Source organism: Kitasatospora sp. NPDC093550 (genome assembly GCF_044764985.1).
GTDB lineage: Bacteria > Actinomycetota > Actinomycetes > Streptomycetales > Streptomycetaceae > Kitasatospora.
Genome location: NZ_JBIWJF010000046.1, coordinates 24,344 through 47,551, shown reverse-complemented (window position 1 = coordinate 47,551; position 23,208 = coordinate 24,344). Strand labels below are relative to the sequence as shown.

At 72.3% G+C, this 23,208-nt stretch carries 23 protein-coding genes; 1 reads left to right on the top strand and 22 read right to left on the bottom strand.

What is annotated here, in order from left to right; genetic code table 11:
- Nucleotides 1–88: 88 nt before the first annotated feature.
- The 7 genes from ACIRD3_RS38330 to hemL all read right to left on the bottom strand — a co-directional run bounded on the left by ACIRD3_RS38330 (nt 89) and on the right by hemL (nt 7,183).
- Nucleotides 89–478, bottom strand: a complete 390-nt coding sequence (locus ACIRD3_RS38330; protein WP_402226179.1) for a hypothetical protein — start codon at nt 476–478, stop codon at nt 89–91.
- 139 nt (nt 479–617) lie between these two features.
- Nucleotides 618–1,760, bottom strand: coding sequence for a c-type cytochrome biogenesis protein CcsB (gene ccsB, locus ACIRD3_RS38325; RefSeq protein WP_402226176.1), 1,143 nt, complete (start codon nt 1,758–1,760; stop codon nt 618–620).
- Nucleotides 1,761–1,763: 3 nt separating this feature from the next.
- Nucleotides 1,764–3,518, bottom strand: a complete 1,755-nt coding sequence (locus ACIRD3_RS38320; RefSeq protein WP_402226173.1) for a cytochrome c biogenesis protein ResB — start codon at nt 3,516–3,518, stop codon at nt 1,764–1,766.
- Nucleotides 3,519–3,520: 2 nt separating this feature from the next.
- Nucleotides 3,521–4,294, bottom strand: coding sequence for a cytochrome c biogenesis CcdA family protein (locus tag ACIRD3_RS38315; protein ID WP_402226170.1), 774 nt, complete (start codon nt 4,292–4,294; stop codon nt 3,521–3,523).
- Nucleotides 4,291–4,908 (bottom strand): TlpA family protein disulfide reductase, encoded by a 618-nt coding sequence (locus ACIRD3_RS38310; protein ID WP_402226168.1) that lies wholly within the window; start codon nt 4,906–4,908, stop codon nt 4,291–4,293. Before ACIRD3_RS38310 ends, ACIRD3_RS38315 begins: the two co-directional genes overlap by 4 nt.
- Nucleotides 4,909–5,117: 209 nt before the next feature.
- Nucleotides 5,118–5,768 carry a histidine phosphatase family protein gene (locus ACIRD3_RS38305; protein WP_402226186.1) on the bottom strand — a complete coding sequence of 217 codons (651 nt, stop codon included), beginning with the start codon at nt 5,766–5,768 and terminating at the stop codon, nt 5,118–5,120.
- A gap of 86 nt (nt 5,769–5,854) precedes the next feature.
- Nucleotides 5,855–7,183 carry a glutamate-1-semialdehyde 2,1-aminomutase gene (gene hemL / locus ACIRD3_RS38300; protein ID WP_402226166.1) on the bottom strand — a complete coding sequence of 443 codons (1,329 nt, stop codon included), beginning with the start codon at nt 7,181–7,183 and terminating at the stop codon, nt 5,855–5,857.
- A 459-nt stretch (nt 7,184–7,642) separates the two neighbouring features.
- Between hemL and ACIRD3_RS38295 the strand changes: the two genes are divergently transcribed.
- Nucleotides 7,643–8,131 (top strand): hypothetical protein, encoded by a 489-nt coding sequence (locus tag ACIRD3_RS38295; RefSeq protein ID WP_183107029.1) that lies wholly within the window; start codon nt 7,643–7,645, stop codon nt 8,129–8,131.
- 132 nt (nt 8,132–8,263) lie between these two features.
- On the opposite strand, the gene ACIRD3_RS38290 is transcribed toward ACIRD3_RS38295, so the two are convergent.
- From ACIRD3_RS38290 to ACIRD3_RS38220, 15 genes are all read right to left on the bottom strand, one after another.
- Nucleotides 8,264–8,440 (bottom strand): hypothetical protein, encoded by a 177-nt coding sequence (locus ACIRD3_RS38290; protein WP_402226164.1) that lies wholly within the window; start codon nt 8,438–8,440, stop codon nt 8,264–8,266.
- 35 nt (nt 8,441–8,475) lie between these two features.
- Nucleotides 8,476–10,107, bottom strand: coding sequence for a hypothetical protein (locus ACIRD3_RS38285; protein ID WP_402226162.1), 1,632 nt, complete (start codon nt 10,105–10,107; stop codon nt 8,476–8,478).
- Entirely contained in the window at nt 10,107–11,009 is a 903-nt protein-coding gene (locus ACIRD3_RS38280) for an ABC transporter ATP-binding protein (protein WP_402226160.1), read from the bottom strand. The genes ACIRD3_RS38285 and ACIRD3_RS38280 overlap by 1 nt, the downstream gene beginning before the upstream one ends.
- Before the next feature lie 32 nt (nt 11,010–11,041).
- The gene (locus tag ACIRD3_RS38275; RefSeq protein ID WP_402226157.1) at nt 11,042–11,455 is read right to left on the bottom strand and encodes a hypothetical protein; all 414 of its coding nucleotides are present in this window, start codon (nt 11,453–11,455) and stop codon (nt 11,042–11,044) included.
- A 57-nt stretch (nt 11,456–11,512) separates the two neighbouring features.
- Nucleotides 11,513–12,724, bottom strand: coding sequence for a sensor histidine kinase (locus ACIRD3_RS38270; protein WP_402226155.1), 1,212 nt, complete (start codon nt 12,722–12,724; stop codon nt 11,513–11,515).
- A gap of 122 nt (nt 12,725–12,846) precedes the next feature.
- Entirely contained in the window at nt 12,847–14,010 is a 1,164-nt protein-coding gene (locus ACIRD3_RS38265) for an acyltransferase family protein (RefSeq protein WP_402226153.1), read from the bottom strand.
- A gap of 93 nt (nt 14,011–14,103) precedes the next feature.
- Nucleotides 14,104–14,766 (bottom strand): response regulator, encoded by a 663-nt coding sequence (locus ACIRD3_RS38260; protein ID WP_402226183.1) that lies wholly within the window; start codon nt 14,764–14,766, stop codon nt 14,104–14,106.
- A 66-nt stretch (nt 14,767–14,832) separates the two neighbouring features.
- A complete protein-coding gene (locus ACIRD3_RS38255) occupies nt 14,833–15,045 on the bottom strand; it encodes an MbtH family protein (protein ID WP_402226150.1) in 213 nt (70 codons plus the stop codon).
- Between the two features lie 12 nt (nt 15,046–15,057).
- The gene (locus ACIRD3_RS38250; protein ID WP_402226148.1) at nt 15,058–15,918 is read right to left on the bottom strand and encodes an ArsR/SmtB family transcription factor; all 861 of its coding nucleotides are present in this window, start codon (nt 15,916–15,918) and stop codon (nt 15,058–15,060) included.
- An 82-nt stretch (nt 15,919–16,000) separates the two neighbouring features.
- Nucleotides 16,001–16,828 carry an enduracididine biosynthesis enzyme MppR gene (gene mppR / locus ACIRD3_RS38245; protein ID WP_402226145.1) on the bottom strand — a complete coding sequence of 276 codons (828 nt, stop codon included), beginning with the start codon at nt 16,826–16,828 and terminating at the stop codon, nt 16,001–16,003.
- A gap of 19 nt (nt 16,829–16,847) precedes the next feature.
- On the bottom strand, nt 16,848–18,074 hold the full coding sequence (locus ACIRD3_RS38240) for an aminotransferase class I/II-fold pyridoxal phosphate-dependent enzyme (protein ID WP_402226143.1): 1,227 nt from the start codon (nt 18,072–18,074) through the stop codon (nt 16,848–16,850).
- Entirely contained in the window at nt 18,071–19,192 is a 1,122-nt protein-coding gene (mppP, locus tag ACIRD3_RS38235; protein WP_402226181.1) for an enduracididine biosynthesis enzyme MppP, read from the bottom strand. Before mppP ends, ACIRD3_RS38240 begins: the two co-directional genes overlap by 4 nt.
- 51 nt (nt 19,193–19,243) lie before the next feature.
- Nucleotides 19,244–20,266, bottom strand: a complete 1,023-nt coding sequence (gene gntD, locus ACIRD3_RS38230) for a guanitoxin biosynthesis L-enduracididine beta-hydroxylase GntD (RefSeq protein WP_402226140.1) — start codon at nt 20,264–20,266, stop codon at nt 19,244–19,246.
- A gap of 129 nt (nt 20,267–20,395) precedes the next feature.
- The gene (locus ACIRD3_RS38225) at nt 20,396–21,703 is read right to left on the bottom strand and encodes an MFS transporter (protein ID WP_402226137.1); all 1,308 of its coding nucleotides are present in this window, start codon (nt 21,701–21,703) and stop codon (nt 20,396–20,398) included.
- Nucleotides 21,700–23,208 (bottom strand): serine hydrolase domain-containing protein, encoded by a 1,509-nt coding sequence (locus ACIRD3_RS38220; RefSeq protein WP_402226135.1) that lies wholly within the window; start codon nt 23,206–23,208, stop codon nt 21,700–21,702. The genes ACIRD3_RS38225 and ACIRD3_RS38220 overlap by 4 nt, the downstream gene beginning before the upstream one ends.

The window sequence follows — 23,208 nt, the reverse complement described above, 5'->3', positions numbered from 1 at the left end:
TTGTCCTATTTCTCGAGCGCCCGACCTGGGAGTCAAACCGCATCCAAACGGACACCCTGCCGCGGCCCCCAGCCTTGTGAAACAACCTTTAGGCGGCGACCAGCGCCGATGCCGGCCGCCCGGCGTGCATCACGCTGAGGTTGGTCGCCAGTCTGACCGGGTCCTGTGCCAGCCAGAGCCGCAGCGCCGCGCCCAGGGCCGCGCTGGCCGACTCGATCCGGACGTCGGTGATCTGCGCGATCCGGGCCGCGCCGGGCACCAGCAGGTCGGCCAGCGCGGTCGGCAGCCACACCGTCAGGGCGCACGGCGCGGGCCTCGCGATGGCGCCCAGCAGCCGGTAGGCGTCCCCCGGCGCGCTGAGCGTGGGGATGATGTCCAGCAGAGCGTCGGCCACCACCTCGGACACGTCGCTCCGGTGTCCCTGGGCGAGCCGGCGGAGCAACATGCGCTCGGCGGCGGTGATTCGGACGGTCAGCATGACCTCGTCGCACTCCATTGCGCGATTTCCTCCTCGTTCCTCCCCGTACCGGCACGGACGGCCGGCACGTACTACCCCTCTTGCACCTCGGCCCGGCTACCTCCTGCGGAAAGCCGGGCCGGTGGGTGTGTGCCCCCGGTCAGATCCCCGCGTAGGAGTGCTTGCCGGTGACGAAGATGTTCACGCCGTAGTAGTTGAAGAGCCAGCAGGCGAAGGCCGCCAGCGCCAGGTACGCGGCCTTGCGGCCCTTCCAGCCGGCCGTCGCGCGGGCGTGCAGGTAGCAGGCGTAGGCCACCCAGGTGATGAACGACCAGGTCTCCTTCGGGTCCCACTCCCAGTACTTGCCCCAGGCCGCCTCGGCCCAGATCGCGCCCGCGATGATGGTGAAGGTCCACAGCGGGAAGACCAGGGCGTTGATCCGGTACGACAGCTTGTCGAAGGTCGACGCGGCGGGCAGCCGGCGCCAGATCGACGCCGAGGTGCCCAGCGGGCCGGTGGTCAGGCCGGCCGCGATCCGCTTGTCGAAGGAGTCCTTGCCCAGGTACAGCAGGGTGGCGATGAAGGCCGCGTAGAAGGCGCCGCCGCAGAAGATCGCGGTGGACACGTGGATCGCCAGCCACGGCGAGTGCAGCGCCGGGACGAGCTGCTCGGAGTCGGTGTACAGCACCGTGGTGGCGATGCCGAGGGTCAGCAGCCCCGCCAGGACCACCGGCAGGCCGAGCCAGCGGACGTTCTTCCTCGACGCCAGCAGCACCAGGTAGGCGGCCGTCATCGCGAAGGCGAACGCGCAGGAGAACTCGTACATGTTGCCCCACGGCCAGCGGGACACCGACAGGCCGCGGGCGACGATGCCGCCGCCGTGGAGCAGCAGGCCCAGGACGGTGAGCGAGACCGCGATCCGGCCGGCCAGGTCGGCCTTCTCGCTGGTGCCGGCCGCGCCCGGGCCGTCCTCCTCGTCGGCGCCGCGCCCGCTGGTGACCACCGTCGCGCCCTCGCCCGCGATCGCGGTGCGGGTGAGCGTGGTGGTGCCGCCGCCGGCCCCCGCCACGGTGACGGTGACCTTCTTGGCGGCCTTCTTCGCGCCCTTCGCCTCCGCCGCGGCGACGGTCTCGGCCAGGCTGCCCGCCTGCTCGGTCGACCGGACGGCGACGGCGCCCTTGCTGCCGAAGGTCCACTCGATCATGTGGGCGAACATGGCGAGCGTGTAGACCACCATCGCCGAATAGATCAGCTTGTTGGAGAGGTCGGCCAGCTGGGGGTCGACCGCCGAGGCGAGTTGCACCGTCTACTCCTTGGAGTTCTGGTCGGCAGGGACTGCGGGGGCTGAGGCCTCGGCCTCGGGGTCGTCGGGCACGGCGTCGGACGCGGCCGGATCCCCGGTCCCGTCCTCGTCCTCCGTCGCCGGGGCGTCGTCCTGGAGGTCCACCGCGAGTTCGGCCAGCTCCTCGGCGATCTTCGCCGACTCGCTGCGGGCCAGCCCGGCCAGCTCCACCTGGGTGCCGCCGCCCGGCAGGGCGACCGCCCGCACCCAGATCCGGCGGCGCTGGATGAACAGCGAGCCGATCAGGCCGAGGATCGCCAGCACGGCGCCGGTCAGGGCGATCGCGTTGCCGGGGCGGTGCGAGACGTTGAAGCTGGCCCACTGCTTGTAGCCCTCGAAGGTGACGGAGCCGTAGCCGTCGGGGAGGTTCCAGCCCTGGCCGGGCTTGAGCCGGGCCTTGGCCGGCTGGCCGTCCTGGGTGAGCTGGGTGAGCTTGCGGGTGTTGAGCTGGTAGACGTTCTGCGGCAGGCCGGAGTCGGTGCCGAGGTCGCCGGCGAAGGCGTTCAGCACCAGCTCGGGGGCGGCGTCGCCGGGGAACAGCGAGACCGGGCCGGTGCCCTCGAAGCTCAGCGGGGCGGTCGGCAGGAAGAAGCCGGAGAAGCCCATCTGGGTCCTGGTGCCGTCCGGGCCGGTGCCGTAGTCGGAGACCTTCACGACGCCGGTCGAGGTCAGGTTGCCGTCCTGCGGCAGGAAGGGGACGGCGCCCTGGTAGACGACGTCGCCCTTGCCGTTGCGGACGGTGATGACCGGGGCGTAGCCGTGGCCGATCAGGAAGACCTTGCTGCCGCCGATCTCCAGCGGGTGGTTGACCTCGATCGTGGACTTCGTCAGCTTCGACGCGTCGCTGCCCTGGTAGTACTCGACGTTCGCGGTGAACTGCCGGGCGGCGCCGATCTGGTCGCCCCGGTCCTGGAACTTGGACGTGAAGCCGTCCAGCTTCAGGTAGAACGGGTCGAGGTCCTGGCTGCCGTAGAAGCGGGTGCCGTTGAAGTCGTCGAGCTGGGTGATGGTGTTCGAGTAGCCCTCGCCCTCGACCATCAGCTTGCCGCCGGTGCCGGAGGCCAGGCTGGCCCAGGCGAATCCGCCGAGCAGCGCGAACAGCGACAGGTGGAAGAGCAGGTTGCCGACCTCGCGCAGGTAGCCCTTCTCGGCGGCCACCGCGCCGCCGGACAGGTTGGCGCGGAAGCCGCGCCTGCGCAGCAGCCGGTGGGCGGCGGCGTTCACCGCGTCGGCGTCCGCCCCGGTGCGCCAGGCGGCGTGCACCGGCATCCGGGTCAGGTTGCGCGGCGCGGCCGGCGGCTGGGCCCGCAGCACCCCGACGAACTGCCAGGTGCGCGGGACGATGCAGCCCGCCAGCGAGACGAACAGCAGGATGTAGATCGCGGAGAACCAGATCGAGCTGTAGACGTCGAACAGCTGGAGCTTCTCGTAGACCGGCGCGACCGTGGTGTGCTGCGCCTTCCAGGCCTCGACCTTCAGCTGCCCCTGGCCGTTCTGGTACTGCGGGATCAGCGAGCCCGGGATGGCGGCCAGCGAGAGCAGGAAGAGCAGGATCAGGGCGACCCGCATCGAGGTCAGCTGGCGCCACATCCAGCGCGCCCAGCCGAACGCCCCTATGCCGGTGGGGCCGTCGGACTCGACCGGGGCGGTGCTGAGCCGCTCGGCGGCGGCGTCGTCCGGCGCCGGCGGCTGCTCGGTCTCGGTCGTGGTGTTGCTCACGGTCAGATTCCGATCGACGAGTCGGCGGTCCAGGACTGCAGGTTGCTCATCCAGTCGTCCCAGGTCCCGGTGACGAGCAGCAGACCGACCACGACGAGCATGCCGCCGCCGATCCGCATCACGAGCGGGTAGTGCCGCTTGACCCACCCGAAGGCGCCGAGCGCACGGCGGAAGGCCAGCGCGGCCAGGATGAACGGTACGCCCAGGCCCAGGCAGTAGAAGGTCGTCAGCAGGGCGCCGCGCTGGGCGTCGGCCTGGTTGAGCGCCAGGTTCTGCACGGCGGTCAGGGTCGGGCCCATGCAGGGCGTCCAGCCGACGCCGAAGACGACGCCGAGCATCGGGGCGCCCAGCAGACCGACCGCCGGGCGGCGGTGCGAGCGCACCTCGCGCATGCTCAGCCCGGGCACCAGGCCCATGAAGGCCAGGCCCATCACCACGGTGAGCGAGCCCAGCACGATGTCGATGGTCCGCTTGTAGTCCCGCAGTTCCTGGCCGAAGTAGCCGAACAGCGCTCCGGTGGAGACGAACACCGCGGTGAAGCCGAGGATGAACAGCAGCACGCCGAGCAGCATCCGGCCGCGCCGCGAGCCCCGGGCGTCCGCCAGGTCGGCGGCGGAGAAACCGGTCACGTACGACAGGTAGCCGGGGACCAGCGGCAGCACGCAGGGCGAGAAGAACGACGCCAGCCCCGCCACCAGCGCGACCGGGGCGGCGACCAGCAGCGCGCCGCTCTGGACGGTCGAGGTGGTGTCGGCGAGCTGGAGGGCCCCACTCACTGCTTCTGCTCCGCGAGCACCGGCTGCAGGATCGACTCCAGCGCGTCCTGGGTCGTGCCGCCGACGGCGCGGGCGGCCAGCTTGCCGTCGCGGTCGACGACCAGCGTGGTCGGGATGGACTGCGGGTTGAGGCTGCCCTTGGGGAACTTCAGCAGCTGGGTGCCGGCCGGGTCGAAGATGCTCGGGAAGGTGACGCCCTGCTCCTGCTCGAAGCGGACGGCGTTGCCCTTCTCGGTGTCCCGGGTGTTGACGCCGAGGAACTGGACGCCCTGGTCCCGGTACTTGTCCGCGACGGCCTGCAGGCTCTTCGCCTCGGCCCGGCACGGACCGCACCAGGAGCCCCAGACGTTCAGCACCACGACCTTGCCCCGGTAGTCGGAGAGCTTGACCTGGCCGCCCTCCAGGGTCTCCCCGGAGATGTCCGGCGCGTCCCCGCGCTTGCCGGCGTCCGCCTTCGACAGGTTGGTGCCCTTGACCGTGACGAAGCCGACCTGGCCCTCGCCGCCGCCGGTCGAGCCCGACGAGGAGCAGCCGGTGAGGACGAGCGCGGCGGCTGCGGCCACGGCGGCGGCCGCTGCGGCGACACGGGGACGGGGGCGCGTCATGGCAGACATGTGAAAAGTTTCGCATGGAGTTCCGGGCAGGTTCGGGGGGGTCCTGCCTTGCGCGTCGCACCCCCTCTGACCTGCGACGAAATCGGGTCACCCGGCACTCGCCGGGTGACCCGAAGTCATACTTACGCACCGCTTACGGGCCGTGCGCGCGGGCGTGTGACACCGCTCGCACGCCCGTGCGGGGGCGGCCCGACGGAGGGCGGCCCCGCCTAGGCGCCGAAGCTCTTGCCCACCGGCTTGTCGCCCTTGCGACCCTTGCCCACCAGGTGCGCGGGCAGCAGGTCGCGGGCGGGCTCGCGGTAGCCCACCGAGACGATCTTGTCGCCCTCGAAGGTGAAGCTGGTCAGCGAGGCCAGCGAGCACTGCCGGTTGCGCGGGTCGTGCCAGAGCCGGCGGCGCTCGACGAAGGAGCGGACGATCCAGATCGGCAGCTGGTGGCTGACGCAGACCGCCTCGTGCCCCCGCGCCGCGTCCCGGGCCGCGCCGAGCGCGCCCATCATCCGCACCACCTGGTCGAGGTACGGCTCGCCCCAGGAGGGCTTGAACGGGTTGGTGAGGTACTTCCAGTAGCCCGGGTTGCGCAGCGAGCCGTCGCCGACGCCGAAGGTCTTGCCCTCGAAGACGTTCTCCGCCTCGATCAGCCGCTCGTCCGCCGCGACGTCCAGGCCGTGCGCCTTGGCGATCGGCTCGGCCGTCTCCTGGGCCCGCTCCAGCGGCGAGGCCACCACGTGGGTGATGTCCCGGTCGGCCAGGTCCTCGGCCACCCGGTCGGCCATCCGCCGGCCCAGCTCGGACAGGTGGTAGTCCGGCAGGCGCCCGTACAGGACGCCCTCCGGGTTGTGCACCTCACCGTGCCGCATCACGTGGACGACGGTGATCTCTTTGGCGCTCACTTCTCGACTGCTCCTGGGGCTCGGGGTGGACTGCTGGGCCGTGGACGCGGGGCCTAGGCCGTGGCGGCCGCGGCGGCGCGCGCGGCGGCCGGCAGGGCGGCGGCGATCCGCTCGATCGCCCGCTCGTCGTGGGCCGCCGAGACGAACCAGGACTCGAAGGCGGACGGCGGCAGGTAGACGCCCTCGGCCAGCATCGCGTGGAAGAAGGCGGTGAAACGGTACGCCTCCTGGGTCTTCGCCTCGTCGTAGTCGGTGACGGCGGCCTCGGTGAAGAACACCGAGAACATGTTCCCGGCGGTCTGCATCCGGTGCGCCACGCCCTCCTTGGCGAGCGCCGCGGAGACCAGGCCGGAGACCTCGGCGGCGACCTTGTCCACGGTCGCGTACACCTCGTCGGTGCAGCCGCGCAGCTGGGCCAGGCCCGCCGCGGTGGCGATCGGGTTCCCGGACAGGGTGCCCGCCTGGTAGACCGGCCCGGCCGGGGCCAGGTGCGCCATCACGTCGGCGCGGCCGCCGAAGGCCGCGGCCGGGAAGCCGCCGCCCATGACCTTGCCGAAGGTCAGCAGGTCCGGCGCCCAGCCCTCGTTCGCGGCCTCCAGGCCGTACCAGCCGGCCTTGGAGACGCGGAAGCCGGTCATCACCTCGTCGGAGACGAACAGCGCGCCGTTGTCGCGGCAGAGCCGGGCCAGGCCGGCGTTGAAGCCGGGCAGCGGCGGGACGACGCCCATGTTGCCGGGCGAGGCCTCGGTGATCACGCAGGCGATCTCACCCGGGTGGGCCGCGAAGGCCTGCTCGACGGCGGCCAGGTCGTTGTACGGCAGCACGATGGTGTCGCCGGCCTGGGCGCCGGTGACGCCCGGGGTGTCCGGCAGGCCGAAGGTGGCCACGCCGGAGCCGGCGGCGGCCAGCAGGGCGTCCACGTGGCCGTGGTAGCAGCCGGCGAACTTCACCACCTTCGCCCGGCCGGTGAAGCCGCGGGCCAGCCGGATCGCGGACATGGTGGCCTCGGTGCCGGAGGAGACCAGCCGGACCTGCTCGACCGGGGCGACCCGGGCGACGATCTCCTCGGCCAGCTCGACCTCGCCCCGGCCGGGCGTGCCGAAGGAGGTGCCGTTGGCGACGGCCCGCTGGACGGCGTCGATCACCGCCGGGTGCGCGTGGCCGAGGATCATCGGACCCCACGAGCACACCAGGTCGACGTACTCGCGGCCGTCGGCGTCGGTCAGGTAGGGGCCGGTGCCGGACACCATGAAGCGCGGCGTGCCGCCGACGGCGCGGAATGCGCGCACCGGGGAGTTGACGCCGCCGGGCGTCACCACGGAGGCGCGGTCGAACAGCGACTGGGACTGGGGGGCTTCGTAGGGGTAGCTCACAAAAGACATGGTCTCAAATCGTGTCCTGACGCTCTGCATGTCGGACCCGATCATCTGGAACGATGATCCGGGCACCGTTGTCTGTACGGTTGTCCGTACAGTCCGTACGGACGGGGTCGCTGACTGCCCCGGAGGACGGACCAGTCAGACTGTGTGCACAGGGTGCGCGAGCGCTCCGGTTGTGTGCAGGGGTGTGGAGAGGACTGCTGTCGGCCGCGAGTGGGTATGGCCCGCGCGTGGGCACGGCGGCGCATGACGGGTAAGGAGCACGTCCGGAGGGACGCCGGGCGTGCGGGGGTCTGTCGATTCCGGCGAATTCCGGTGAGGATGGTCCGAGTGTCCGAGGCGCAGGACGGCTACGACGAGGCCGCGGGGGGCTCCCGCAGGCCCGCCGAGGCCGCACGCGGGGGTACGGGAGCGGGTACAGGACGTGGTCGCCGCGGCGGCGAGAGGCGGGGTGAGGGACGCGTGGGGGTGACGTACAAGTACTTCGGCGCCCCCGACCGCGCGACCGCCGCCAGGGTCCCCACCGCCCTCGGACCGGGCGGGCTGGGCCTGGACGCCGGCGAACTCGGCTCGCTGGGGCGGCTCGGCGACCTGATGGAGACCAGCGGCTCCCCCACCGGCCACCTCTCCACCAAGATCAAACCGGAGACCATGAGCGCCATGGTCCTCACCGGCATCCAGGGCGTCCCGCTGCACCAGGTGCCCCCGCTGGAACTCGTCGTGCTGCACCCGGACTACGCCGTCGTCCAGCTCCCCCACAACGTCGTCGAACCGCTGCGCAAGGCCGACGAGACCGAGCTCGGCGCCGCCGCCTTCATCTGGTCGACCGTCCCGGACCGGCGCGGGCCGCGGGACGCCTTCGTGATCTACAGCATGCTGCACGAGTGGCAGGACTTCGCCAACCGGCTGCACGACGCCGGGCACCAGCTCTACTGCCTGGTCTGGCCGTAACGGCGGCACCGGCCCGCTTCCGGACGCGACGGAAAAACGGCTGCCGCCCTCGCGCGGGGGTTCGCGAGGGCGGCAGCCGGACCGGTCGGATCCCGCTGTCGGCGGGATCCGCCGGTGGAACGTGGTGTCCGGTCAGCCGGAGCCCGTCCATCGGGGCGAACGGCCGGAGTCGGCCCGATCGACCGGGGCGGACCGGTACGGCCGGCCGGCGAGGAACTCGGCGATCCGTCTCAGCACGTCGTTGGCCGAGCGGAGCTCCTCGATCTCGGACTCCAGTCGGGCGATGCGTCGGGCGTGGGACTCACACATGCGGTCCTCCTCCGGAGCGGACATCGGCTCGCCGGCTATCCCTTGACGTTCCGCCGGGCCGAGCCCACCAGGAAGACCACCGCGAGCATCGCCGCGGACAGCGCCACGATCAGCAGCGGGCTGGGACCGGCCGGCCGTCCGTCCACCCGGACCGCGCCCATGAAGTCCAACGCCGCCACGTTGTTGACGAGGACGTACCAGATCGGCAGGTAGATCGCCTGGAAGACCCGGTGGGTACGGCTCAGCACGCCCAGGGACATGGCGAGCGAGGGGATGAACAGCACACCGCCGAACCAGCAGGCCACGCCCGGGCCGTCGCCCGCCACCAGCATCCGCACCAGCGGGGCGACGCCCATCACCGCGGTGAGCACCAGCCCGGACGCCCACTCGGCCAGCAGCCTGCGCCGCGCCGCCGGATAGGCGCCCAGCAGCACCTCCAGGCCGTTCTCGACCTGCTGGCTGCCCAGCCTCGACCAGATCAGCACCGGCCACAGCCAGACTCCGGGCAACAGCATGCCGGTCACGGTGTCCATCGGCAGCGCGAAGCCGGCCACGGTGAGCGCCCCGGCCACCGCCCACCACCAGGGCGAAACGCCCTGCAACAGGATCCGGACCTCGCCGGCCAGCAGGCGCCCGAAGGCTCCGGCCCGGGTCGGCTCGGTCCTCGGGAGCTCGCCCGGCGCGGTGGACCAGGTGGCGGCCGGCGCCGGCCCGGCGGTGTCGAAGGCGCCGGCCGCCAGGGGAACGGACGCGCCGTCCGCTCCCGGCGCGTCCGCGCCCGCCCCGGCCTTGACCGGCGAGCCGGCCGAGCGGGCCGGGTCGAACCGGCCGAACCACAGCGTCGGCAGCAGGGCGACGAGGCAGGCCAGCAGGACCAGCACCAGCCGGCCGAGGACGAAGCCGCCGGACGGGTCGAAGCCGTCCCACACGAAGGTGCCCAACGGCTTGCTCACCTTGGTCAGGCCCAGGCTGAACCCGCCCTCGCCGGACTGCAGGTGCTGGTTCCCCATCGCCGCGTTCATCGACTGCGCGACCTGGTGCACACCGAGGCCACCGAACGGCGCCGAGCCTGACTGGCCACCGATCGAGATCACCAGGGCCAGCACGAACCAGACCACGTTCCCGAAACCGGCCCGCAGCAGCGGCACCGCCTCGAACAGGATCGCGGCCGCGGCGGTCAGCGCCATCAGCGGCAGCGCGAGCAGCACGAACGGCTCGACCAGGGCGACCGGGTCGACCGAGCGGTTCTCGCCGCGGGCCAGCTGCATCACCAGCGCGGTGAGCGCCAGCACGCCCGTCATCGAGGCGAGCACCAGCAGATTGCTCAGGAACTTGGCGAACAGGTAGCTCGACGTCCGCAGCGGGGTGGCGGCGAGGATCTGGCCGACCCGGCTGGTCTCGTCCCGCGCGATGCCGCTGCGCACCACGTAGAAGCCGCCGAAGGTGAGCCAGAGCGCCCCCGCGAGGGCGGTGACCGCGCCCACGTAGGCGCTGTTGTAGACGCCCCGGCTGCCGCCGACGTCCATGATCACCCACGTGCTGTTCACGTTCGGGACGGCCAGGTAGCCGAGCCCGACCGCGGCGAGCAGGGTCACCGCGTACGCCGGTCGACGGACCCGGTCGCGGAAGTCGCCGACCGCCAGGCCGGCGAGCACGCGCGCGTTCATCACCGCACCGCCTGCTGCTGCTCGGCCGCCGTCCGCCCGGTGGGCCGGTGGATGATGCCCAGGTAGGCGTCTTCGAGGTCGGGCGAGACCCGGACCGCGTCCCGGGTCGGCGGGGCGGCGGCGAGCAGCCGCAGCCGTACCCCGTTCGCGGTCCGCACCATGCGGCTGACCACGTGCCGGGCCTGCACGCCCGGGACCTCCGCGGGGGCGACCATGACCTCCCAGACCTGCCCGTCGATCTCCCGGAGCAGCTCGTCGGGGGCGCCGCGGCGCAGCAGGCGCCCCTGGGCGACCACGGCGATGTCGGAGGCGACCGACTCGACGTCGGAGACGATGTGCGTGGAGAGCATCACCACCCGGTCGGCCGCGAGGTCGCTGAGCAGGTTGCGGAAGCGCACCCGCTCCTCCGGGTCGAGGCCGGCCGTCGGCTCGTCGACCACGATCACCCTGGGGTCGGCCAGCAGAGCCTGGGCGATGCCGACCCGGCGGAGCATGCCGCCGGAGTACTTGCCGAGCGGGCGCTTGACCGCCTCGGTGAGGTTCACCAGTTGGATCAGCTCGTCGATCCGGGCCCGGGCGGAGCGCGCCGAGAGGCCCTTGGCGGCCGCCAGGTAGGACAGGAACTCCCGCGAGGTCAGGTTCGGATAGACACCGAAGTCCTGTGGCAGGTAGCCGAGTTCGCGACGCAGCCGGTCCGGGTTGGCGACCACGTCGGTCCCCTCGTACCGGACCTGGCCGCTGGTGGGCTTGGTGACCGTGGAAACGATCCGCATCAGCGAGGACTTGCCGGCACCGTTCGGTCCCAGCAGGCCCAGCATGCCCGGGCTCAGGTGCATCGTCATGCCGTCGACGGCGCGCTTGCCGCCCTTGTACACCTTGGTGATGTCGATCAGTTCGAGCATTGTCGTCTTCTTCCCCGTCGGACCGGTCGGCCTCAACCCTTCAGCTGCGTCTCTTTGCCGTCGCGCGTCACGGCGACGCCGCGCGGGACCTCCACCCGGAACTTGGCGTCACAGTTGGCCAAGCCGGTGCACTGCGCCTGGAGTTCGAGCGTTCCGTTCTCCAGCTGCCAGGTCTCCTTGGTGTCACCCACCTTGGAGCCCTTGTCGAACCAGCGGGTGACCTTGACGTCCTTGCGGTCCGCCGGGACGAGGTCGGTGGGGATGCCGTGCGACTTCACGTCCAGGGACGTGCCGCTGAACTCGAAGGTCTTGTCCTCCGGCGTGGCGTCCCCGGCCTTGGCGCAGCCGGTCAGCGGGATGAGGGCGGCGACGGCGAGGGCGAGCAGGGCGGGTGCAGCTTTCTTGTGCGAGACCACCGGTTCCTCCGGGAGGCTGGAATTGGGCACGTTGAGAGCCTCTCCGATCCGCGGCCCGCTGCCATCTGCCGTTCGGCAGATATTGCGCTATCGCCGGGCCGGCCGCCCGGGCCCCGCGGGGTCGGGGTGCAGCGGCAGCACGCCGCGGACGCGCCAGCCACCGCCGTGCGGGCCGGCGGCCAGGTCGCCGCCGAGGGCGGAGATCCGCTCGGCCAGGCCGGCCAGGCCGGTGCGGCCGCCACCGGGACGGCGGGCCGCCAGGCCGCCGGAGCCGCGTCGACGTCCGCTGTCGGTCACGGTGACCTGCAGGGCGGGTCCGGCGGTGCGGACCACCTCCACGTCCAGCCGGGCGGCGCTCGGGGCGTGCCGGCGGATGTTCGTCAGCGCCTCCAGGACGACCCGGTAGGCGGCGTCCTCGATCTCACGCGGTGCCGTCCCGGCCAGGCCCGGCTCCAGGTCGAGGGCGCCGCCGACCGGGCCGGAGGCCAGGAAGCGCTCGACCAGCTCGGGCAGGTCGGCGAGGCCGTGGACCCTGGTCGGCGGCGGTTCGGCGGCGGTCGGCGCCTCCGGATCGCGCAGGGTCTGCAAGGTGTGGTCCATCGAGTCCAGCGCTCGCAGACCGGCCGCTTCCAGCCGGCCCAGCAGCTCCGTGACCTGCTCCTCGTCGTACGCGCCGACCTGGGCCGCCTGGACCTCCAGCAGGATGCCGGTCACCTCGTGGGCGACGAAGTCGTGGAGGTCCCTCGCCACCTCGAGCCGCTGCTCCCGGCGGGCCTGCTGGACCGCGCGGGCCCGCCGGTCGTCGTTCGCCCGCAAGTAGAGCCCGACGCCCACGGCACAGGCCGCCGGGAACATCGCCATCGCGACGGCGACCACGGAAGGCGCGAGCACCGCCTGGGGCAGCCGGAGGGTGAAGCGCAGGGGGAGCGCCATCAGCGCCAGGGTCAGCGCCGAGCCGACCAGCGCCGCCCGGCGGACGTCCGCCCGCCGGATCACCCGCCCGACCAGCACCAGCATGGCCGCGAACTCGAACGGGAGCCACGGCAGCACGAGCCCCTGACGGCCGGGGTAGCCGATGTCGGCGGCGACCGACAGCACCGCGACCACACCGGCCGCCACGACCGGGGAGACCGGTCCCAGCGGCCGGCGCAGGATCGCGGCCACCACCGCCAGCACGGCGACGAGGGCCACGATCCACGCACTCGGTGGGGCGATCGCCGCCGGAGCCGCGAGCAAGAACGTCGCCGTCGCGCACACCGTGCGGCGGCGGTGCGAGTCAGCCATCAGTTCGGTCTGCACGGGGCCGAGCCTACGCACGGCCCGGGACCGTTGCGGCCCCCTGCAGATGACCGCCGATCAGACATCTGCCGTTCGACAGATCTTTCGGACGCGTGCGGACGGCACAATGGCCGGACGGGCGTTCACGCCACCCCGCCCACCGGGGTCGGCTCCGGCCCCGGCACGGACCGGGGCCGGGACCAGCGGCGCATGGCCGGCCGCTCCACCAGGACGTTCACCACCCAGGCCAGCAGCAGCGACAGCAGGAAGGCGGCGGCGATGAGTGCGATGCCGACCGGCATCCCGTAGCTGGGGCCGACCAGGTCACCGTCCTTCTCCACGGCGCCCAGGGCCAGGTGGCCGTACTTGAGCACCAGGTTGTGCACCAGGTAGAAGGCGAAGGAGAGTTCACCGAGGCGGACGACGACGCGGTGGTTCAGCACGGTGCGCCGACCGGCCAGGTCGGCGACGGCGATGGAGGCGGTGAGCAGACCGATCGGGATCACCGTGGCGGCGCTCGTCCGGTACAGGTACGGCAGTTGCTGTCCGACCCAGTAACCGATCACCAGGAGCGGCGCGGCCACGTACGGCCGCATCCAGGTGATCCAGCGGCCGGCCAGGACGATCCGCGCCAGCAGCATGCCGAGCAGGCACTCCGCCAGGCGGGCCAGCGGGAAGAAGTACACCAGCCAGTACTGGTCGACCGACACCCCGAAGAGCGGCATCTGCCGGTCGTCGTGGACGAAGTTCTGGGCCACCGTGGGGACCAGGACGGTGACCAGCACACAGGCGCCGGCCCAGAACCAGAGCAGACCCGGCCGGATGCGCCCGACCAGCCGGTACAGCAGCGGGAAGAGCGCGTAGACGGCCAGGTCCACCGAGAGCGACCAGGTGACGGAGTTGCCGATGTCGAAGTAGGCCGGGTCGGGTATCCAGGCCTGGAGCAGCAGCGCCTGGGCTCCGAGCCCCTTCCAGTCGGGCAGATCGGCGTAGCGGCTGATCAGCAGGACCGCCGCCGCCAACGCGGCCAGGTGGCTGGGGAAGACTCTGAAGAGCCGCCGGCGCCAGAATCTCCCGACTCCGTCGGCCTGGCGGTACGACCAGGTGAGCACGAAGCCGCTGAGGACGAAGAAGTACGAGACCGCGACGTGTCCGGAGGTGCCGATTCCGTTCAGGAAGTCCCAGTCCGCCTGGGTGTCGCTGAAGATTCCCTCCAGTGAACTGTGGAAGAGGAAGACCGGGATCATCGCGAGGAATCGGAGACCGGTCAGTGAATCCGGTCGGTTTCCGCTCTGTCGGTCGAGCATGGAATGCCTTTCGCCGTTTCGGTGCTGCACGTGCACCGGACCGGCCACCCCTGATCCGTGATTTCTTCGGCACCCGTCGGCCGGACGGAATCCTCACCCCGCCGATCGACCGGTCGCGTATCCCATCTCGAAAGCGCGCACCGCGATTCCGACCCGGTTCCGGACGCCCAGCTTCCGCTGAATGCTGGCGACATGGGTCTTCACCGTGCCCGCCGAGATGAACAGTTCACCGGCGATGTCGGAGTTGGTCTTCCCCTCGGCCACCTTCCCGGCGATCTCCGCCTCCCGATCGGTGAGCGGCTCGACCATGGCCGGGCCGCCCGGCCGGCCGCCGGTGACGTGTTTGAGCAGCCGGACCGTGATGGACGGACTGATCAGGCTGTCGCCCGCCACCGCGGCCCGGACCGCCTCGACCAGCAGCGTCGGGCCCGAGCGTTTGAGCAGGAATCCGGAGGCGCCGTGGCGCAGCGCCGGGTACACGTATTCGTCGAGATCGAAGGTGGTGACGACGACCACCTTGATCGGCGGCGCCGCCGAGGGGCCGGCGAGCAGACGGACGACCTCCAGACCGTCCATGCGCGGCATCCGGATGTCCACCAGCGCCACGTCAGGCCTGAGTCGGCGCGCCGCCTGCACGGCGGCGACTCCGTCCTCGGCTTCGCCGACCACCTCCATGTCCGGCTGGTTCTCAAGGATCCGCCGCATACCGCGGCGGACCATTTCCTGGTCGTCTGCGAGCAGTAATCGAATGGTCACAGCCAGGAATTCTGTCATACCCCCGGCGGACCGGATGGTCCGGTCCGCCGGGCGGGCCGGGCCCGGTCAGCCCTGTCGGGCTGCCAGGCTCGCCGGCCGCATGTCCGTCCAGTGGGTGTTGACGTAGGCGATCGCGGTCTCACGGTCGGCGTCGGCCAGGACCGTGCGCCAGCCGGCCGGTACGTCCGCGAAGACCGGCCACAGCGAGTGCTGGCCCTCCTCGTTCACCAGGACGTGGAAGGAGCCGTCGGGGTCGTCGAACGGGTTCGGGGTGCTCATGGTTGCGCCTCCTCAGGCCGGGATCTCGGTTCGTTGGTGGCTGTGGAACGGCACCGGCGCGAGCTCGCGGCTCTGCAACAGGGCCATGCCGAGCGAGGTGAGGGTGTGCAGTGCGGTGTTCCGGTTGCGCGCGGTGGTGATCAGGCCCGCCCTGCGCAGGACCGCCGCGTGCTTGCTGGCTCCGGCGAGCGATATGCCCAGCCGTTCGGCGAGTTCGCCGGTGGTGCAGCTGTCGGTGAGCGCCTGGAGCGCCGCGGCCCGGGTGTGGCCGACCAGGGCCCCGAGCGCCTGCTCGTCCGACTCCCACGCCTCCCAGAGGCCGGGTTTGACGGCCGAGCCGATCGGGAAGACCACGGCGGGCCCGCCGGCCTCGCGGTCGTCGTCGACGAACACGCAGGACGGGTCGCTGAGGAAGAACGAGGGGCTCAACACCAGGCCCCGGCCGTTGAGATGGACATCGCGGTCCGGCCCGCCGCGGACTTCGAGGACCGGCGCGCTCCAGTGCAGCCTCGGGTGGATGGCGCTCAGCAGCCGCTCCGCGCCGTGGGCGATCGCGATCCGGCCGCGGGCGTCCCGCACCCGCTCCAACTGCGGCCTGATGTCGGTCCAGTGCGGCAGGACCGCGACCTGGGTGAACCTGTTCAGCAGCGCCGCCGTACCGCTCTGTCCCTCGCCCTGACCGGGCGGCCCTAACAGCTCGACCAGATCCGTTAAGTTCGGTGTCTGCTGGGCGAGCAGCTCCAGTTCGGCGGTGCGTGCCCCCAGCGCGGCGCGCACCCGCACGCGCCAGGGCTGGAACAGCACGCTGCCGCTGTTGACGAACCGGTGGAGGGCGAAGACGCCCTCGGTCAGTGGCCCCAGTCCCGCGACCATGCGCAGACGGGCCAGATCCTCGACAGTGAAGTGAATTCTCAACACAAAGCACGCCCCCGTAATTGCTGTGCCTTCGGCTGGTTCAGTCCTTGCCGTCCATCAGGACCCGCCCCCCGTGCAGCGTCTCGGCGTACGAGAAGACGTGACCGGCTCCGACCTCGATCGGGGCGAGGCCCGCGAAGTCCGCGCCGAGCACATCGAGGAATGTCATCTCGGCGGTGCCCGACCACACTTCGGAGAACTCCACACCGGACACCTGGGATGCCACGAGAGTCGCCCTGCTGGGGTTGGCCATGGTCCAGTCCGGAAAGTGCAAAGTATGCGCCAACGGTACCATGTGCAACGCGGGCGGTTCGTGGGCAATTCCCGTGAGCGTGACGGTAGTTCGGACAGCTCTCCGGTCCTGAACGGACAGCGTCCCGGTGAACTTCCCGCCGGCCTCCAGCCGGGGTGCGGCCCGGCCCACGGTGGCCGCACGGGTCTGGTGGACCGACCCGAACTGCTTGGGCATGCCCTGCATCCACCCGCGCATCATCGGCACCGGCTGGTCGACCCACGCGAACGGGCAGCGCGCCATCGGCTCGCCCTCGAACTCGCAGGCGAGCAGCACCAGGAACTCGGAGAAGCGGTTGTGGCCGGGCTCGGTCAGCTCCTCCCCCGAGTCCGAGCACCATTGCCAGTCGGCGAAGACCGCCGCCGCGGCGCCGGCGTCCCGCCCCGGGGTCAGTCCGGGCGGCAGGAAGGCCGCCGCGGCATCGGGGTCCACTCGGTAGTCCACCATCACCACCTCTCCCGTGAAGTGCCACGGGGGCGCGGTGATCATGGATGACCGGCCGGACGGGGAGAGCGGCAGGCTGTACCCGCGCAGGCCGCCCACGACGGCGGGCGTCCCCTCTTCGGTCACGGACACGTTCGGCTCCTGTCGGTAGCTAGGACGTCGGTGGGTGGGACATCGACGGGTGGGGCAGGGTGCGCCACGCGGCGGCCAGCCGCTCGGTGGCCGTCGTCAGCCGCTCGGGCGAGTTGAAGCTGAAGGCCAGCCGGAACGCGTGCACGCCACCGGGGCCGAACCGCGAACCGGCGGCGATCCGCACACCGGCCAGCGCCGCGGCCCGGAGCAGTTCCTCCTCCGGCCGGCCGGCCACCGGCTCCAGCCAGAGGAAGTAGCCGCCGGACGGCACCCGGAAGCGGACCGGCTCCGGGTGGTCCACGGCCCGCAGGCCCGCCGCCAGGGCGTCCCGGCGCAACCTCAACTGCTCGCACAGGAAGGCCACATGGCGGTCGTACTCGCCGTTGTCGAGCATGACGGCGGCGGCCAGCGAGGCAACGTGGTTGAGCGAGCCGCCACTGACGAACAGGCCGTGCGAGGCCAGCCGGTCGACCAGCGCGGGATCGCCGAGCAGCCAGCCGAGACGCAGTCCGGGGGCCAGCGTCTTGGCGAAGGTGCCCAGGCGCAGCACCCCCCGGTACTCCGCCAGCGCGGCCAACGACGGCGGCGGTTGAGCCGCCGGGTCGAGCGCCAGACCGGCGTACGCGTCGTCCTCGACGACCAGCAGCCCGTGGTCCGCCGCCACCGCGAGCAGTTCCCGCCGCCGGGGGGTCGACAGCGTGCGGCCGGTCGGGTTGTGGAACGTGGGGTTCAGGTACAGGAAGGCGGGGCGCACGCCCTCCCGCTCCAGAGCCCGGAGGGTCTCCCGCAGCCCCTCCGGCGAGGTGCCCGCGGCGTCCGCGGGCACTCGACGGAGGGTCAGGCGGCAGTCGGCGAAGAGCTTCTGTGCCAGGTCGTAGCAGAGCCCGTCGACCAGCACCGCGTCGCCCGGCGAGGCCAGCGCGGTGGAGACCAGGTACAGCGCCTGCGAGGTGCCCGAGGTCACCAGGACGTTCTCCGGCGCGCACGGGTGCCCGTCCGCACGGGCGGCCCGCTCGGCGAGCGCCTGCCGCAGCGGGGCCGCGCCGGCGTTGGTCCCGTACGCCAGCGCGGCGGCGCCGAACTCGGCCAGCGCGGCCGACTGCGCCTCGCGCAGCAGCTCGACCGGGAGCAGGGCCGGTTCGAGGTAGCCGGGCCCGAGGTCGACCACCCCGGGCTCGGCCGTCTCCTGCACCAGGCCGCGCTGCCAGCGCCGGGTGTGCCGGGCGGCAGCCGTCGCCAGGGTCACCGGCTCTCCAGCACGGTCCGGAGCAGGCGGACCGACTCGGTCAGCGGCTCGCGGGAGCGGGCCAGGGCGATCCGCAGCATCCGGTCCCCCTCGGCCGGGTCGGCCCAGTGGAACTGCCGGCACGGCAGGGCGAAGACGTTGTGCTCCTGCAGCGCCTCCCACACCTCGGTGCCGGTGCGGCCGGCGAAGCGGACCCGCTCCACGCTGGTCCGGCTGTCCGGGTCCGGGAAGTCCACGCCGGGCAGGTCGGCCAGGGTGGCGCGGACCACCGCCCGGTTGCCCTCGATGAACTCGTGCAGCTCGGCCAGGCCACCGGACGCCGCGTCCTCGGCGAAGCGGCGGATCAGCGCCAGGATCAGCGGCGAGACCCCCAGCAGGATGTCGGAGTAGATCTTCTCCACCGGCAGCCCGAGGTGCTCGGAGACGACCAGCAGGCCGGCCTTCAGGTCGAGCGTGGGCCAGAGCTTGCCGGTGTCCTCGATCACCGCCCAGCGGCAGCCGCTGGCGTTCAGCACCGCGTAGTGGTCGTAGTGGGCGCGCGGGTCGAAGCCGCGGAAGGACGTGTCCAGGGCCAGGATCACGTCGTGCTCGGCGCACTGCTCGGCCAGCCGGCGCAGCCGGTCCTCGCCGAGCACCCGGCCGGTGGGGTTGTTGGGCGTGGTCACGAAGACGCAGCCCACCGAGGCCAGCAGCTCCGTCGGGAGGTCCTCGTGGTGCAGCGGGTCCTCGGCCACCGGGACCAGCGCGAGGCCGTTGCCGCGCAGCAGGTCGGCGATGTTGTCGAAGGTGGGGTGGACCAGGGCGACCGTCTCCACCGTGGCCGACAGCGCCCGGGAGAGGATCTCCATCGCGACGGACGAGGAGTAGCAGCTCATCACCCGGCCGTGCTCGGCCGGGTAGCTGTGCTGGCCGAGCAGGGTGAGGTAGGCCTCGTGCGCCTCCCGCTCGATCTGCTCGACGGGGCGGCGCTCGCCCTCGGCGAAGAGCAGCGGAAGCTCGTCCACGATCTTGGTCTGGCCCGGGGTCAGCGCCTGCCGGGCGTGTCCGTCCGCGATGTTCAGCTCACTGTTGAGGGCCAGGAACTCCCACTGGGTCAGGTTGCCCTTGGTCTGCAGCATTCCGGTCACGGTTAACCTCGCGTGAGAGAAGTGTGGGGATCGTCGGTGACGTCAGTAGATGACCCGGGAGGAGGCGCTGAGCCGGTACTCCCGGGATTTGCGCAGGTCACGGGCGATGTTGAGGCGGCGCAGCCAGCGGTCCGTCCCGTCGTAGCGGGCGCGGAACGGCTTGCGGCCGTGCACCACCCGGTAGTTGTCGAGGAAGACGATGTCGCCGGGCTCCAGGACGACGCCGGTGAGGGCGCGGTCGATGGCGGCGCCGGCGGCGTCGAGCACGCGCTGCTCCTCGTCGCCGTGGACTCCCTGCATGTAGTACGGGTCGATGACCAGGTAGGGGTCGTCGGGGTCGCCGAACAGGACGGCCAGCGGGTCGGGCTGCTCCAGCGCCCGCTCGACCCGGTCCAGGGCGCGCCTGCGCAGCCGCTCCTCGCGGTCCGCCGCCCCGGCGGGCTGGGCACCGCCGCGGTGCGCGTCGTCGGGCAGGATGCGGAACCGCGGTTCGCTGAGCGCGGCCCGGGTCTCCTCGTCCAGCTCGACGTCGGCGATGTCCGCGACGGTGGTCTCGACGCCGTCCGGGTTCCGCAGGCACATCAGACCGAGGTAGTCGGTGCGCAGCGGGTGGAAGGCGTCCTCGGTGTGCCAGCTGAGGGTCTCGGCGCTGCCCCAGCCGATCTGGTCGTTCTCGTGCGACCGCACCGGGTAGACGTCGTGCATGATCAGGCCGTCCTGCTGGGTGGCCCAACCGATCGGGTCGCCGAGCACGCTCCCGATCAGGAAGAAGGCGATGTCCTGGCGGAGCGAGGGGGACGGCGCCGGCTTGCCGCGGCGCTCGGACGGGGTCGCGCCGAGCGCCGCGTCCTCGACCCGGAGGCCGGAGACCACGAGGGTCCCGGACCGCTCGGCCAGCCGGAACTCGTTGAGCTCCGCGCGCAGTCGGCGGGGCAGTTCCTGGGCGTGGGTGCGGCTCTCGCGCTGGAACGCCGTCGACTCCACGGTGTCGTACCGCTGGGCGAGTTCGTCGGCGATCGCCTCGACGGCCGAGACCTCGTCGCCGGTGAGTCGGACACTGATCACGAGCGGGTACCTCCTTGACAGGTCTGCGACGGAAACGTCTCGGTGCGCATTCGGAGCCTCACCGATGTCCGCCCGGGGTTTCCAGTCACTTGAATCGAGAGTGAAATTGCCGTTCCGCCGTGACGCTCGTTACTCGTGGGTCCTGCCGGACGCCGGGAAGCGGCGCAGCACGGGGCTGGCGGTCGTCCCGGCGGCGATCAGCACCAGCGCCGCGCCGCAGGCCAGCACGGCCTCCGTACCGCCCCCCGACCTGGCCACCAGCACGCCGCCCACCAGCGGCCCCAACGCCCCGGCGCCACCGGCGCACAGGGCGCTGATGGAGCTGACCCGGCCGCGCATGCCGTCGGGGGTGACCAGGAGCTGATGGGTCATCACCGTGGTGTTGGCCACGGGCGCGAACAGGGCCGCCAGGCCGAGCAGCACGCCGAGCGGCACCCCGCCCGAGACGACCGCCATCAACCCGGTCGCGACGGCCGCCAGCCAGGCGAAGCCCAGCACGATCACCGGGGCCGACAGCCGCCGGTGGAGCCAGGGCGCGAGGGCGGCCCCGAGCAGGCCGCCGGCACCGAGACAGGCCATCATCAGCCCGATCTCGCCGGGGGCGGTGTGGTCCTCGTGGGACAGCGCCAGGATGATCACCAGGAGGGCGTTGAAGACCAGGTTGGTGCCCATCATCCAGAGCAGCGTGGTCCGCAGCACCCGGTTGCGCAGGACCCAGCGGAACCCGGCGGCCATCTCGCCGCCCATCCCGCCGTCCGCCTCCCCCGGGTCCGGACGGGCCACCGGGGGCAGTCGGAGCAGGGTCAGCGCACCGGCCGAGAGCGCCAGCATGGCGGCCGTCGCCGTGAAGGGTTCGGTCGGGTGCACGCTGAACAGGAAGCCGGCGACGGACGGGCCGAGCAGGGTCGCCACGTACGGCCGGGCGGCGTTGCGGGCCACCGCGGTGGAGAGCTGGGACTCCGGGACCACTTGCGGCAGGGCCGCGTGCTCGGCCGGCTCGAAGACCGAGCCGAGCACGCCCTCCAGCACCACGACGCACAGCAGGTGCCAGTAGCTGTAGCGGTCCAGGGCCAGCGCCGCGGCGAGGCTCCCCATGCTGACGGCGCGCAGGCCCTGGCAGGTGAGCATCACGGTGCGCCGGTTCCAGCGGTCCGCGATCGCGCCGGCCGGGATGGCGGCCAGCATCCGGACGGCGGCGAGCACCGAGGAGGCGATGCCCATCTGGACCGCCGATCCGGTGTGCGCCAGGATCAGCAGCGGGACGGCCACCATCGCGATCTCGAAGGCGAGTTCGGACAGGAGCTGGCCGGTCCAGAGGATGTTGTAGTTGCCGTTGCGGGACAGCGGCCGCGGCGGTGCCGGCGGGCCGGTCGGCTCGCCGACCGGTGGCTCGGTCGACGCGTCCGTCGGCTCGTTGGTCGGGCGTGCGACTGTCATCGGCTCACCACTCCTCGGGTCGCCTCGCGGCGCGCGAGCCGACCGGACACCTGCAGGTACTCGACCCGGCCGGTGCCGGGATCGCGGAGGAAGCGTCCGGCGAAGGCGGGCCCGCCGGACGGATCGCCGCCCGCCTCACGCATGGTGAAGCGCAGGTCGGCGGTACAGCTCAGCCCGTACTGCGGCGGTCCGCCGAGACCGAGCAGCAGCCCGGGCTCGCCCCGGGAGACCGTGTACCGCAGGTCCCCGTTGGCGTAGTCGCCCAGGCAGTCCTCGGGCGCCGGACCCGCGTCGCCGTCCGGCTCCCCGGCGCGGGGGCCGGGGCTCGGGACAGCGGTTCCGGCCGCCCGGAGACAGCCGACCAGGTCGGCCCAGAGGTTCTGGCCCGTGTTGGCGTTGGTGGTGAGGGCCACCACGGTGCCCGCGACCGGTTCGAACCTCAGGTGGCAGGAGATCCCGTCGCCGGTGCCGTCGTGCCCGTACCAGTCCGGGCCGCCGTCCCGGTAGCGGGCCCAGCCGAGCCCCCAGCCGTCGGCCATCCCGTACGGCCCGAAGGGGACGCCGGCGAGCTGGTCCCGGCACATCTCGGCGACCGTCTCCGCGGCCAGCAGCGGGCCCGGCCGGGCCAGGAACTGCCGGGCGAACAGGACGGCCTCCTCGGCGCTCAGCGCGAGCGAGCCGACCGGCGCCTCGACCACCGACACGCCCTGCTCGGCGACCGGGAGCGTCCGCCACCCCGAGCCGCGCACCACGTGGCCGCCGGCCGACGAACGGCCGCGCGGGTCACGGACGTCCCCGACGAACGCCGGGGTGAGATCGAGCGGGGAGAGCAGGATCGCGTCCAGCGCCTCCGGCCAGTCCATGCCGGTCGTCTCCTCGACCACCAGGCCGGCCAACGCGTAGCCCACGTTGGAGTACGAGAACGCCGTTCCCGGCGCGGCCACCGGGGCCTGCCGGTTGGCGTGCCTGGCCGCCCAGCGGCGGGCGCTGCCCGACCGCCCGGCGTCCTCGGGCAGCGCCGCCGGCAGCCCGGAGGTGTGGCAGAGCACCTGCCGGACGGTCGCGGCGGTGTCCGGCCCGGCCTCCGGGAGGTGGTGGGTCACGAGGTCGTCCAACTCGACCTCCCCGTCCGCCACCAGGGCCATCACCAGCGCCGCGGTGAACGGCTTGGTGAGCGAGGCGAGCGGGAACGCCGTGTCCCGGCGGACCGGCCGTCCCCCGCCGAGGACCTGCTCCCCGAAGGCCACCGAGACGGTACGGCCCCCGTGGTGGACGGCCAGCTGGGCACCGGGGACCCGGTGCGCGCGGGCCAGGCGTTCCAGCAGCGCGGAGAGAGCCGGCTCGTCGAGCCGGTGCCGGTCGTTCACGGTCGGCTCGTCGGCCACCTGGTCGTTCACCTCGCACTGGTCGTTCACGTCACGCCGGTCCGTCACCGACGGCCGGTCCTCCACCGCCACCCGGTCCTTCACGGTCACCCGCTCGTCGTTCGTCACCTCGCCGGTCAT